Below are 13,710 nucleotides of genomic sequence, written 5' to 3'. Positions count from 1 at the left end.
ATTTCCACCTCTTCTCATCTATTAGCGAACATACTACGAATGACCCGGGTGACTTTCTGCCCCATATTTTCTTTGGGAACGAATGCCTTTTTATCGATGAATTGGGTTAAGAAACCCTCTGCCACGTCGGATATTTCCTCATCCTCAATTGGCTTGTGCTTCCACTCTAATTCAGCAAAGTAGGTACCCTTATCCGGGAACCTCATGGAAACAGGGACAGATATTTGCTCCCGAAGCGGGTTTTCTTCCTCTGATTCTAAATAGACATAGACCTGATCCTTAATTTCCTTATAGGTGTCGGTATACCGGTTTAAACAAACACTGAACCGATCTCTGTACCGCTTGGTTAAATACTGAACGGAGGGCACAGCAGACCACAAACGACTGTTTGAACAGTCTGTTACTCCTACAATCGCATCCGCTTGCAGCATCCAATGCTCAGCATACCGAGAACGCCAACCGCGACCTATATCCACGATGACAAATGGATGCTGACGCGTATTGCTAATGAAAAGAAGGTTCTCCTCTTCGGAGTATTCGTAAAGCGGGCATTGCGGATCTAACGGGGCCCAACGAATTCCATATTTTTCCCAATGAAGCTGAATCGTCCCCTCTTCTTTTGTTTGTCTCATCCAGCTTTTCCAAACCCGTTCATCTTCGTATTCAGGGATATTCCCTTGTCCAAGGTATTCCATCATTTGAGGGATTCGACCTTGTGTGTATGCCTCCACGACAGCGGTATACGGACCTATTTTGGTTAACACCGTAGCTAATGAGTGGCATACTGTCGAAGCCCCCGATCCTCCTGTCGCATTCAAGCTCCCCACAACGATTAGAACCGGCTTAATGGTTACGCTTTCGTTGAGCCGTACCACCTCTTTAACGACTTTCTCAACAATGACGGGCTCTTTCACTCGCTTATAGATAACTTTTGTCTCTGGAGCTGTGTAAGAAGGATTTGAACTGGGTGCCTCGTTTTTAATCTCATCCATGCCCTCAGATTCTGGTTCCTGTCCGTTATCTTGTTGAGTGGCAGGTGGGTTGGGTGTCCATGAAAAGCCCTTGCTCATGTCGCTGAGGTAATCGACATCCGTGTAATCTAGGCGATTCTCATCCAAAAAATGAAAAGCAAACTTCTGTGGATCTATGGTCTTCTGGTGCCAGATATCATAGACACCCATATGGACCAGTTCCCCCAAAAACCCATCCCCCTCCTTTCTTGGAGGGTGGATAAGGGAAAGGAATATGACGCGGATACGCTTTTGTCGTAGGACTTTCATGATCTGAAGCAAAGCTGCATCACGCTCCTGGGGGAGCTCATTTCTTTCGTCTCCCAGGAGCTTGTCACTCATGACAACAATATCTGGAGAATACTGCTCAACATGCATGAGAAGGAGGCTACGAACATTAATGGAGTCATCCAGGATGGGAGTCATGCCTGAATCCGTAGCTGTTTTCGCTATAAAGTCGTAAAGGCTCTTCGAAGCATTGAGGGCAATTAATACCTTTTTCACCTAAATTCGTCTCCCTTTTGGCGAATCAATAATACTGCTCTAAAAAATAAAAAGAGCGATTCACTTTGCCTATCAGGCAAAGCGGATCGCTCGGTATTTCCGATGCTCGTATGAAATTATGGAAGTTTCAACAAACTACCATCCCATTATAATCCAAAAGGACGATACGTACAAGAACCTGTGAGTAAAAAGTCTTACTATTCTACTTTCAACTTCCTGCCTTCACAAATCCTGCTGCCTCAGCCTCTTCCTCTGTACAAAACATCATTTCAGCTTTGGTCTTCTCATAATAAGGGGAAACGCCCTTAACATGATAGAGTTTTTTCCCTTTGGAGTTAATATTGCCCTTAATGGTTGGATTCGGACATGCTGCCTTTTGATCTGTTGTGGTTTTGGTCACCGAAGATGAAGCTTTTTCCCCTGACTTTTCTTTTTCAAACGGGCTTTTTCCATCTATGAATACGTTACTGGAACTTTTTGCTTCATCCGCGTATATCCCCAGCGCCCATAATCCCTTGTTCCCCTCCCGGCTCTCTTTCTGAAGGCGAACAAATCGATCCTGATATTTCACGTTCGGCGGGATCGTCATGAGTTGAGCATACCCTTCACGAAGAAGAATCGCGTTAAACATGTAGTTCTCGATATCCGCTTCGGTTTTGGGTTCTTGTAAATAGACATATCCAAGGGTACGGCCAAATTTATCGGTCGGTTGAACGTCGACCTCGACAAATACTTTCTTGCCAGTTAATGCTTTCTTTGTATATTCACTTGCTTCCTTTCCATATGGGAAGACTGGTTCTCCAGGCTTCACAGTCTCCGGTGTGTTAACTCCGATGAGTCTAACCTTTTTGGAATCCACCTCTAGGGTGTCTCCGTCACTCACCTTGGTTACAGTCCCCCACCATCCCTGGAGCTGCACCGTTTGCTGCTTTGCTCGATTATCATTCTTTGATGACACTGCCTCTTGGCCCGATTGATTGGATACTGTGTCTTGACTGTTGATTTGGGAAGCGGGGGATACAGCAGACGGTGCAGCACCACAGCCAGTCACGAGTAGAACCAGAATGGTCAATATCGGCAAAATACGTTTCTTCATTGTCTTGATTTCCTTTCGAGTTGACGTCGATATGGCACTGGAAGCGGGGATCCGGTCCCCCCAACCAATTAAGAATAAACCTCGGAATGTATGTAAATATTATCCTCAACAAGGGAGGTGATTCCTCATGCTTACAAACAGTGGAAACAATCGCAATAATGTTTTGGTCCCAGCTGCTAATCAAGTGTTGGATCAGCTTAAGTACGAAATTGCATCTGAGTTTGGTGTAATCCTTGGACCAGATACGACTAGCCGTCAAAACGGTTCAGTTGGTGGAGAGATGACTAAGCGTTTGGTGAGTTTCGCAGAAAGCTCTTTGGGACAACGCCTTCATTAATTCTTGGCTTAAGCCAACTCGGGTATAGCGAAAGAGGTAGCTCTCGTTTCTAACGAGAGCTTGGCCTTTTTGAAGAGTGTTACACTGTTTCCTTCTAATCCCACTCGTAAATCACAACGAATTTCTCGTCGCCATTATCAGCAAACAGCTGCTCCACATCTTTTGTCCAGTGAGATACTTTCAGTGTCTGGACATCTTCTATCCTCAACCCAATCTGGCTTTTAATCATTTCTTCTGTCAGTGGATGACTCACTCGCCAATTTTTTCTGTCATAAATCATATACAGACCGAAATGATCCCGGATCATCACCAAAGCGAATTGTTTCATATTACCACCTCTTTTGATATGCCACTATTTTACCCGTTTCCCTTCACGGTGTCTCGCTGTTTCCTAATGGCCCCTTTTAAATGTCGTACCCATTGTAACAATGAATTGGGAATACATAGGCTACATAATAAGACTTCCCATCTTGGTGACAAAAACCCCTTCAAGAGGCTTTTGGGGCCAAGAAGGGGTTTTACATGGCAAACTTAGAGGTAACCAAAGAATATCAGTTTGAGTCTAGTTAACGTGACTTTGAGAAAGACTTCTTCTCGCAGCTTTAAGATTAATGTCTCTGTTTCTTCGGTTAATCGCATGGCCTGTGCTAGCCTGTTTTATCTTGATGTCATTTACCTTCAATGTAAAGCTTTACCCCGAGTAGAAGAACTATTAACTATTTAGGATATTCCTACAGAATTGTGGAACATCGTCCCCATTGGAAGTTGATACAAACCCTGCCTTCAGAAGAAACCTTTCTAACGTCAGATACTTGTCACGTTCCGTCATCGGATCAAAGTTGGACGATGCGATCACAAAAGAGACATGTAAGACTTTGGCCAGATATTCCATCACCTCTTCAAGTGAGCTGGTACCAAGTCCGTTATTTCGATATCCCTCAAAGATCTCCAAGCTCGTCATCACGGCTACCCGTCCATATACGATTGATGCCATTGGCTCTAAATAATTTGGATGATTGGTTGCATAAAGGAACCGAACAGATCTTAGCGCCCGTAGCAGCTGGGGATGGATTTTCTCAGCCATCTGATACAAATTGGACTCTAACCAATTCTCATCAATCAGATAGATTTGCGCTTTGCCAACTTGCTTTAGTTCCTGGTGAACAGTTCCGTATATTTTTACGTCCAGCTGTTGATACTGCCTTTGATACTGAGAAGCGGCATCGATATGAGAGAAGCCAAATTCCTTTCTTGGATCTAAGCCCTCTTCAGAAAGAAAAGAGAATGTTTCCATGTAATAAAACCTCCACAACTCAATTTGATTACTTAGGCGAAACTTACGGGGACGACCTGCAACCCAGCTTCACGTGCAACTAGATATTGCTCTATGTTGCCAATCAAGCTACGGTTCTTTTCTTTAACAAGCAAAGGTTGATCCAGCTGACCGAATAATTGAACATGGAAGCGGATCGGAGCTAGTTCGCTTTCCTTAACCTGACGCGTTTTCGCTGCCTTGGGCAATGAGATCTCATCAATTGAGACAACCTTTTCCGTTCCGTAAGGCGTAGCGGGGCCCCACATCCCACGAAAGAAAAATTCAACGCTGCTTGGTTCCCATAATCGCCAGCCAGTCAGCTCCTTTACTTGAATCTCGTGCACTGGGATAAATGCTCCATCATCATCAAAGAGAACGGATTCTGAGATGTTTTCACTAATCATCTGTTTACATCGATCCCAGACGTGGTAATTTCCTGTCTCTTTTAATTGAATCAATGCGTAGCGCTTCACAAGTACACCACCATACCCTGAATTCCATTTCATTGAAATACACTGCGAAAAACAAAAAAGAGACAGGCCTACCCAACTGAAATGGGTAAACCTGTCTCGGTATTTCCGCGACCTTTTATTTAACTGTTACTTAGTTTATCACAATTTTGATAGAAAACAATAACCTTTATCGAAATAAAGGAGTTAATTTTGTTCTAAGGATTGGAATTAAAACATACTACTATAATTATCAGAAAGCTTTTATAGAAATAGAAAACTACTATAGACAAGAAGATACTTACTGGTTCTAAGAGCGAAGCCTCTTTTTGAGAAATAAAAGCTAGAAAGAGGCGATGAAAACGCACTGAAAAACTAGAAGCTTATTTTATTTAGCAGATAATTGCTAGAAGAATTTGATTCAAATGGGGATCCATTCAGGATTGTCTCGGATATGGCTCAATCTGTCCACAAAGCAGCCGATATATACGCATAATGCACATATCTAACTAATTTGTTTTAACTTTTGTCTGTTTCCCGAAGCGGGGCTTTCCGATTTAATCCACATTACTCACTTTAATCACATTTACTACCTGTTTCTTTCTAGGTTTTATCTGCTATCGTCGTTAACGAGAATGGAATGTGGCAATCAACAAGGTTATTTTCATGCAGAAATAAGTGAATACCGGATTACCGGTAGCTCTGGGAATGAGTGCTGTAACCGAATACAGCAAATTGAAAATAAATCACAGAAAACACGAATAGCCCTCGTTTTGTAATAAAACAAAAGAGAGCTTAGGATGCCAGGACAGATGGAAAATGACCTTGTAGATATGACTCTAAATTAAACGAGGATGGCACCACGACGATCCGTTCTGCGTTAGGAAGTTTTTCTACTTCTGCCAATAACCAGTCGATGATTTGCGAGTCTGATAAATCCCCGCTTCGAGTATGTATTCCATTTTCAAGGGAGATATACGAATCAACATGTTTCTGAAGGACAAAGGCTTTTTTGCGAACTAGTTCGATCCCCTTCAGCTCTTTCCCCGTATAGTCCCCTCTGTACTCTGCATAATCATATTGGACTGTGCGAAGATATTTACCGGTCAGTTGAGGAGCAGCAGCTGCACATGCTTTTTCAACCATTCGTGGTTGATAGCTGCATATTGCATTTAAGAACTGACTCCAGCGCTGATCGTGATCGTCTGCATCGATCGGGGCAACGAAATCGAGAAGGCCCGTTCGTTTGAGAATGTTCCGGTAGGTGAACTCAGTCACCGATCGAATCGATTTTACCAAATAACCCACGATGTTCTGTGGTAAATTGCGGTGCTTATTAAAATACTGCTTGAGAATTTCCAAGGCAGGGCGGATGATTCGATATCCTTTGCCCTTGAAATAACGAACGAGTTCATTGATTTCATCATCGGTTACGAATTCTCTGATAGAGAGTGCGCTTAAGATCCGCTCAATGAACAGGGCCGTCCGTTTATATACCTTCCTTGGCTTTAAAACTTCCCGATACTCTACACCCTTCTGAGCAGAAAGGATGAAGTCCGGATTAATGGCCAGGGATGCCTTATATTGACCAGAAGCTTTGTGGACTTCTGCTTTTGTAAAAAACGGCGTCTGCATAAACAGCGTGCGAGAAGTCAGTTCATCCAGGACCTTTCGGATCTGATATGGGTGAGCTTTATGGAGAAACTGGTATAGCCCCATAAATTGGACATCCGTATTGCGGTTTGAGAACAATCGTTCTACTGCCTTGTGTTTATTCTCACCCTGTTGAGCTGCAACTGCATAAAATAGCTTTTTACCCGAAAGGGACAGCGAGGTGAAAGCAGCACTAAAAACCACCGGGTGTAGCATGAAGTAACGAGCGGCCTTTGGGCGCTCCGACTTCATCCACGGCAGTTCATTCTCACTTTCTTCTTGGTGGAAGTAATTGATCTTGTAGCTCACAACACCATATTCGTGTTGCTCTTCAAAAATCAGGTGATGTAGCTTGAACTTTTCTAGAGCTTCATAGAATTGAGGGGAAGAGATCGGGTTCTCATAGAGTTCTTCCAAACGTTGATAAATAGCATGCCGAGATACACGATGGATAGAACCATTCGTGTTGCATAGGCTAAAGAGTACCGTTGCTACATACAAATCAGCTTCAGTGACATGGTTCAACTGGCGCTTACGTCCCCCTTCGTTAATCGAAAAGGTCATGCTCTTATCAGCGAATCTCTGTTCGATATTAAATAGAGCTCGCAAAAAGGGTGCGCTCATTGCAACCGGTTTTGTTTTTTGTCCTCGGGTGCCTCTCGCATTTGCCAAAATCAACATTTCTCCCCCCTTCCCTCATTCAAATAAGATCTAAATTTTGGTATAGTATAAAAAAGGCAAACCTTAATTGGACCCGGGGTTCTCATTTTTTCAAAATGAAAACCAGGCTGTCACTATTGAGGCTATTGCTTTGAAAGAGATCGGCTGGTAACCGATTCTCACATGAATTGCGCACATTTTGGTAAGGTGCTGGTAACACCTTATCGCGAGGCTCCCGATGGTAGCGGGAGTCTTTTTATTACAGAAGTCTTTTGGTGGAAGACTTCCTCTTCTGTCTATGACTATATCTTTCCTTTTTTGATCACGCAATATGTCCAAATCGAGACAAAGTATTGTACAAAACAGTATATCCCAGCGGCATTCAGCTGCTGGGATATTGTACTAAAAAGTATATGTTGGGGTGTGGCCCGATTTTTCAAAGTATTGTACTTAAGAGTATATTTTAGGGAGATGACATATTGTACCAAAAAGTATAGGGTGGATGCGGCCTGCTTATAAATCGATATTGTACAAAACAGTATAATTCAAGTTTGGATGCCAGCGAAGTATTGTACTAAAAAGTATATTTGCATGTTCTTCGAATCGAATTTTCCAACCGAAGGTATTGTACTTCTGAGTATATGATGTTGGGAAGGAAGCGAATGAAGATATTGTAGTAAACAGTATATATTTTTAAAAAAGTTAGATAACCCAAACCGATCAATGGTTTTGATTAAAGTAATGTATTGTACTACAAAGTATATAATGAATAACGCCGCAGATGAAACGTATTGTACAAAAGAGTATAAGTGAGGAATGTAATTGGAATTCCCAATAAATATGGTTACTCGGATCCAGGTATTGTACTAAAGAGTATATCTGACATCGTTCTCTAAGGGTGGAGTATATTGTACTAAAGAGTATATGCTGCCAGAAATGTGACCCCCTAAGTATTGTACTTAAAAGTATGTTTTCGGCGAAACACGGTATTGTACCAAACAGTATATAGGTAGCCTTTGGCATAGTCAGAGTGTTGTACTAAACAGTATAAAATTAAGTATAAAAAAATATCGACAATAATCGACATTGTAGAAATGACGTATGATAAATGCTGATGTAATCCTAAAATGCCTTTATCTAGGTAGTTTCCCTTTCATACTGTTTGGCGACTTATGGACAGTTTCCGATACATGGCTATCACCGGTTTGTTATTTTCCTCCCACTCTTTATCGCGGAGCAGTGGGATTCGAAATTCGCCTTCCATTATTGTCATTAGCGCTGATAACTTCTTGTCCTTTTGATAAGGCTTAATATCTAATGCAAGGATAGCTTCGTATTCCCGTTGAATTTCAGAGAGTCTCGACATTTTGCTATGGTCCCCCTAAAAGTATTCACCTGATCTTCTCCTCTGCCTCTCCCTGGAACCTACCTTCAACCTTTTTGCTGCAAGTTAATTCTAGATTCCCGAGCGGCCAATAAATGCTGATAGCCATTACATTGATTAAACTCGCCAAGATCTTAGTTAAATATACTCTAGTTCCCTTTCATATTCATCCGATATTGCAAAGTGAAGATCCAAATACTTACGGATAGGCATCCAACCGGTATTAGGGTTAATAATAGCCAGCTGGAATGCCAAGAAGACATTTGTGACAAGTGACATGGGTTCGGCCAGAATGAGGTAAACGGTCTTTTCGACCTTCAATTTTAAGACCGCATATCGTTTTCCCATGTTCAACAACTGCATGAGTAGTTGATGTTGTTGATTTGAACAAGCCTAGTAACTTCATATTACTATCACTCCTTTTTTCAATTTACAACCGTCTTCTGGATAGGAGCGCGTCTTACTCCACCCAAGCTTTTGTTGACATACCAGATTGGGGGAGAGAAACGTCTACTATTATCTGCTTATCTGCTGTTCTGTTCTTCCGATGGATCCCAATCGCCAAACCACAGACTCATCAAGTAAGCTACTCCTGCTTCCTTATGCTCATGTTTTGGTTCCCATGATTTCATTACAGCACGTAAATGACGCCCCGCTTTCTGAGGGTCGATACGTTCTACACCTGTGAGGGTTCCTGGTGCCTCTCCTTTAAAGAAAATCAACGAAAACAGTTTGTTCCACTTTGTACGGCCTTTTTTAAACTCCTCCGGAATCTCTGACCAGTCTGGCAGTAACGTGGCCATATTCCGCCCCCCAAAGGCAAGCTCAACATCTGTTACTTCAACGGGCACAAATTTCACAGTCATTATATTCTCCTCCCCCTAACTACAATGTTAAAAAATTCAGTAACCATCCTCTTTTATTTCTAACAACTGCTTTTACATCTCATTAATTAAAGCTGCAAGAGAAAATTAAATTTCCTAGTTCAAATTGTATCCGCATGGGATTGAGCCGGTTGACACAATCACATGCGGATAAGCCTTCAGCGTCACGTTGCTGCTTACTGATTGCTCATTTCGTGTACCCTCTCCTTATACTGGGAGGTAGTGAATCACGCTTGATGGTTAATAAATTCAGCAACCTCGTAATCTTCTCCCTCAAAAACTTTCTTGCCGTTTTGATAAACTTCAAACTGTTCTATGTTCCTTCTGATTACTGTAAGATCTCCAAAGCTTCTTGCTTCGTTTTCAATTGACATGATGTCCATATCTGTGATTTTCATGATTTATTTCCCTCATTTCAGCAGAAGATCCCCACCACATGAATGTGCGAGTGTCCTGTTCTGATTTCTGATTTTTAATTTTCCTCAGCTAATAAACCGTATGTTCGTTTGCAAAATTCAAACAGGATATAACCTTCAATTGATGATATCGGAAAGTTAATAGAATTAGATCCTTCAAAGTCTGCATGAACAGCGCGTACGATCCCATCCTTCACGAGAACACCGGTGTTCCTGAACTCTACTAATTCGTCAAATGCCTTTTTAAGTTCGTAGTTTGTGAGCTGCCCAACAATCGATTCCAAAGTTCGTTTCATGTAATCTTCTCCTTATCTTATAGGGTATTTGCTAACCTGTTACCCTCTCTTCTTTTGTTGAGAAATGTAATCCTGAATCAGTCTATTCGGAACCGCTTCTTCTGTACTGACAAAAAACGATCGTGTCCACAAGCTTGGCAAGTGGGAGAGATGGTGGAATTCCTCTCGTAGTATCCGAGATGTCCAACCTTTAATCTTGACCATCACCTCGGCTGGAGAGACATTTGGAGTTGCTCCCAGATAAAGATAAACATGATCAGGGCTCAAGTTGACCTGAATAATTTCCCACAGTTGCTCCTGGCTAACACTCGAAATCAATTCGTGAAAACGAAGTGCAACCTCCTCTAGCAATACTTTTCTACGATACCGAGTACAGAAAACGAAATGATAGCGGATATGATAAACGGCCTGACCATTGGATATGTAAGAGTTTTCCATGTCTTAATTGTATCAGTATGTGTTGTGTACTACAACAAAAGGTTAAAATCAATCCTATCGAATTATTGTACTAGAGAGTATGAACTGAACATACAGACTGCATTTAGGATGTTTTGATGAAGAATTATATATAGTACTAAAGAGTATAAAGTGAATGCTCCCAACCCCTCCCCTCTTAAACCAAAGAGAAAAACTATTGAACTAGAGAGTATAATGATGTCATTGTCGGTGGATTGCTTCTCGCCAAATATTGTACTAAAGAGTATATTCCGCATCCTTGAAAAAACAAAGACCTTAAAAGGAGCGATCCCTTTAAGGCCTAGACATTAATAATAGTGCGTTTTTCCGCAACTCGCTTCTCTTCAATTCGTTCAAGTAGGAGCGGGATATCATGGGCTTTCTCATCAATGACTTTCCCTTCCGTATTGATAATCGTCGCAAACCATTCAGAGGGATAGAGTAACACTTTAGAAGTACCTCTGGGGTATTGATGACGACTTAGGACCTTCACCTCGATCAGCTCTTGGATTGCCTCATTTAGAAGCTGCTTCTTTTTGTATTTGGGGTATTCCTTCTTAATGCCGATGATATCGCATAAATCATCAAATTCGTACTCACAGCGACCGAACTCATTTATTTTACTACTACTGAGCAGCAAGTAAAGGTGATGAGCGGTATCCTTCTGAATATCTTCCAACAGGGCGAGGCTAATGTAGCTCACATAGCCTTCAAGTAGAGACAGCTGAAGCAAGTCAGAGAAAATAACGGCTCGTTTAATGTTCAACGTCTTTTTGGTCTCAGAAGAGATGATCGTCTCGGTCGTATCAGCGGATAGCATATGGAAGCGGGTGGTTACGATTTTCTCATCCTTATGCTTGATGTAGTACCGCATTTCAACGGATAAGTTATAGAGAACTTCCAGGGCGTGCTCAATGTTTTGATAGTTCTTCCCATTAGCAGTGAGGTTCAGAACCTTACATAGCTCATACAGCGTGAAAGTGAATTGTTGATTCTTTCCTTTATCTTCCCAGAGCTTATGAAGGCCAATGAACACCCGGGAATCGAATTTGGAAGCTTTGCCAAGAGGGTTGTAGTATGTAAGAACCCGCTCACCGTTTGCATGCTTTTCGATTGGAATGACTTTGGTATTCTCTTTTGTCTTTCGGGAGCTGGCAAACATGATTGCCCCGGATTCGAGGATTGCTTTGGAAATAGTAACCTCGTTTTTTTGATGGCCCTTTTCCCGCTTCTCCTGTGCCAAGCGAATAATTTTAATGCTGTAATCTAATATCGTTAAGTCATCGATATCCATATCGATAGAGGAATCGCGCTGGCGAACCAGCTCATTCTCTTTTCGAATCAGCTCCGTATAGCTATGTTTCGACTGGATAGCAGATGCAGCTTTCTCAAACACTTCTTGCTTCAAGCTAGCCTTATCTACTTCCGTTGCTGTTTTATCAATGTGGATCAAGTCCTTGGTGTACTTTTCAAGGCTCTTTTGAATTTTGGTTTGCTTGGTAGAAGTAGCCACTTCGATCACACTCCCCCTACCCTTCATTCTGCTTGACTTCTCCTCAGGATTCAAGGATTTTCTGTTCATCAATTTCACCTCTTGTTGTTAGGTGTGCCCTTGTAGAACAAGCGTGAGAAAAAAGAAAAGGGACAATAAACCCCTCTTGTTAGGAGTTTATTGTCCCGGGATGTCCGTGACGGGTACATTCAATTGACTGTCATTATACCATAGGAGAAAACCAATAGGCTAGAATGGAACGTAGATTCGATTCAACCCTATCTGCCTTGTATTAGATAAGGTTTCTTACCTTGGAAGCGGTAATGGAGTTGAATGGTATCAAATTGTACGGTGAAAATATCTGTTTCCGTAGAATGCTCGATAGTAAAAGCATGAGGGTGCAAATCATGGAGAATCGTAAACTGCTTGATCACTTTGCGAAGGGGCTTTGTTGAACGCATATGAAGATACCACATCATAATTACAATTGCTACGCAGACACCAGCGCTTATGAGTATGAAAAAGTAGGATGGGATGATTTGTAATTGATCAAATACTATCGGAATTGACTCCACTTCTTGCTCTCCTTCTCAGAGCCTTTCCTACTATTTCTTTGGAGGAAGGCTATTAAATAATTGGTTCATGTTTTCCTGGATTTGTGGTGCCAGTGTATTCATATCATAGCGGGACAGATCCGTTTTTCCCCGCTGCTGCCAAATAACAAAATACTCCCCTTGGTCATATTTATTAGATAAAATGCGGATCTTGTTCTTGGATAGCTCCTGCTGAGCGAGGTTCAGTTGTTCATGAGCCATTTTCTCTAGTTGATCGAATATGTAGGAGGTTACCGCTGGAATCTTCAAGGGAGCGGTTTGCAGCAGCTCTTCTCTATCCGCATGCATCGCTTGAGTCGTTTTTAACCAGGAGAACCAAGTAAAGATGAGCGTCTGTATGTTTTGATCGCTATCTCCCGACATGTTAAAACCCCTTTATAGTAAGAATATAAGTTAGCTTAACATGTAGTTATCTGGCAAGCTATTCTGTGAAATGAGTTTAACACGAGACAAGCATAAACTCGATAACTTTGAAAAGCAAGGACCTAGTCTTAATTAAAATGCAATCCCTATATCTTGTTGAACGGCAGTGTTTTTATACTCCCATTTCCACTTTGACAGATATGCGAGGGTGTTATTGTCTTTTTTGTACTGTATTAGATCGCTTTTTTGGATTGTAGCAATATTGGCGCTATGATCCCCATAAGAAAAAAGGATGACGACGTATTCAGCAATCGATTGTTCCATAAGCTTCGATAGATTGATTACTCTCGTGATACGCTCCTCCTTACTTTGGTTTTGGATTTTTGTCATATCAGCTTTTATTTGTATGTATGGTTTTCCTGTTGTCATATGGTATTCAAGCGATGCCGTGGCAGCATCGAATGCGATGTCTGACCAAAATGCAAGATTTGTATTCGCGACTCGTAGTGATTTTGTGGAGAGATTGACCGTCTTCTTTTGCTCATCGACTTGGACATCTACTCCCATCTTTTTTAATGCTTCTATGGGAATCATTACTTGCCCGTTAACTACTACTGGTTGAGCTCCTTGATACTTAACACCATGCAATGATAACGAATAGGTTGATGAAGCTGCGCTTACTGTACCAGCAAGTAATAGTGATAATGCAGTTAGAACAAGTACTTTTTTCAACGATAACAACCCCCTTTATTGGATTAACAAGTTAAAAAACAGAGCGATT

At 41.7% G+C, this 13,710-nt stretch carries 14 protein-coding genes; 1 reads left to right on the top strand and 13 read right to left on the bottom strand.

Translation table 11 applies throughout. The annotated features are described in order from the left end of the window. Positions 1-14: 14 nt before the first annotated feature. Both ACLIN2_RS31195 and ACLIN2_RS31190 read right to left on the bottom strand, forming a co-directional pair. Positions 15-1,514 carry a hypothetical protein gene (locus ACLIN2_RS31195; protein WP_411504956.1) on the bottom strand — a complete coding sequence of 500 codons (1,500 nt, stop codon included), beginning with the start codon at positions 1,512-1,514 and terminating at the stop codon, positions 15-17. Between the two features lie 208 nt (positions 1,515-1,722). After that, on the bottom strand, positions 1,723-2,610 hold the full coding sequence (locus ACLIN2_RS31190; RefSeq protein WP_411504955.1) for a thermonuclease family protein: 888 nt from the start codon (positions 2,608-2,610) through the stop codon (positions 1,723-1,725). A gap of 127 nt (positions 2,611-2,737) precedes the next feature. Between ACLIN2_RS31190 and ACLIN2_RS31185 the strand changes: the two genes are divergently transcribed. Then, positions 2,738-2,947 carry a small, acid-soluble spore protein, alpha/beta type gene (locus ACLIN2_RS31185; protein WP_411504954.1) on the top strand — a complete coding sequence of 70 codons (210 nt, stop codon included), beginning with the start codon at positions 2,738-2,740 and terminating at the stop codon, positions 2,945-2,947. Between the two features lie 94 nt (positions 2,948-3,041). On the opposite strand, the gene ACLIN2_RS31180 is transcribed toward ACLIN2_RS31185, so the two are convergent. The 11 genes from ACLIN2_RS31180 to ACLIN2_RS31130 form a co-directional block, all read right to left on the bottom strand. Then, positions 3,042-3,275, bottom strand: a complete 234-nt coding sequence (locus tag ACLIN2_RS31180; RefSeq protein ID WP_411504953.1) for a hypothetical protein — start codon at positions 3,273-3,275, stop codon at positions 3,042-3,044. Positions 3,276-3,659: 384 nt separating this feature from the next. Then, positions 3,660-4,241, bottom strand: coding sequence for a hypothetical protein (locus ACLIN2_RS31175; protein WP_411504952.1), 582 nt, complete (start codon positions 4,239-4,241; stop codon positions 3,660-3,662). Between the two features lie 32 nt (positions 4,242-4,273). After that, the gene (locus tag ACLIN2_RS31170; protein ID WP_411504951.1) at positions 4,274-4,735 is read right to left on the bottom strand and encodes a hypothetical protein; all 462 of its coding nucleotides are present in this window, start codon (positions 4,733-4,735) and stop codon (positions 4,274-4,276) included. 771 nt (positions 4,736-5,506) lie between these two features. Next, the gene (locus tag ACLIN2_RS31165) at positions 5,507-7,045 is read right to left on the bottom strand and encodes a hypothetical protein (protein ID WP_411504950.1); all 1,539 of its coding nucleotides are present in this window, start codon (positions 7,043-7,045) and stop codon (positions 5,507-5,509) included. A 1,887-nt stretch (positions 7,046-8,932) separates the two neighbouring features. Then, positions 8,933-9,274: a hypothetical protein gene (locus tag ACLIN2_RS31160; RefSeq protein WP_411504949.1), complete on the bottom strand. Its 342-nt coding sequence runs from the start codon at positions 9,272-9,274 to the stop codon at positions 8,933-8,935. A gap of 245 nt (positions 9,275-9,519) precedes the next feature. Then, entirely contained in the window at positions 9,520-9,690 is a 171-nt protein-coding gene (locus tag ACLIN2_RS31155; RefSeq protein WP_411504948.1) for a hypothetical protein, read from the bottom strand. A gap of 74 nt (positions 9,691-9,764) precedes the next feature. Further along, a complete protein-coding gene (locus tag ACLIN2_RS31150; RefSeq protein ID WP_411504947.1) occupies positions 9,765-10,004 on the bottom strand; it encodes a hypothetical protein in 240 nt (79 codons plus the stop codon). Positions 10,005-10,043: 39 nt separating this feature from the next. Next, positions 10,044-10,442, bottom strand: a complete 399-nt coding sequence (tnpA, locus tag ACLIN2_RS31145; protein WP_411504946.1) for an IS200/IS605 family transposase — start codon at positions 10,440-10,442, stop codon at positions 10,044-10,046. Positions 10,443-10,761: 319 nt separating this feature from the next. After that, positions 10,762-12,042, bottom strand: a complete 1,281-nt coding sequence (locus ACLIN2_RS31140) for a hypothetical protein (protein ID WP_411504945.1) — start codon at positions 12,040-12,042, stop codon at positions 10,762-10,764. A 515-nt stretch (positions 12,043-12,557) separates the two neighbouring features. After that, positions 12,558-12,929 (bottom strand): hypothetical protein, encoded by a 372-nt coding sequence (locus tag ACLIN2_RS31135; protein ID WP_411504944.1) that lies wholly within the window; start codon positions 12,927-12,929, stop codon positions 12,558-12,560. 132 nt (positions 12,930-13,061) lie between these two features. After that, the gene (locus ACLIN2_RS31130; protein ID WP_411504943.1) at positions 13,062-13,661 is read right to left on the bottom strand and encodes a stalk domain-containing protein; all 600 of its coding nucleotides are present in this window, start codon (positions 13,659-13,661) and stop codon (positions 13,062-13,064) included. Between the last annotated feature and the right edge of the window lie 49 nt (positions 13,662-13,710).

Origin of the sequence: Brevibacillus centrosporus, assembly GCF_046622605.1 — a bacterium.
Taxonomy (GTDB): domain Bacteria; phylum Bacillota; class Bacilli; order Brevibacillales; family Brevibacillaceae; genus Brevibacillus; species Brevibacillus centrosporus.
The sequence above is the reverse complement of the archived record's forward strand: the minus strand, read 5'-3'. Positions and strand labels throughout refer to the sequence as shown.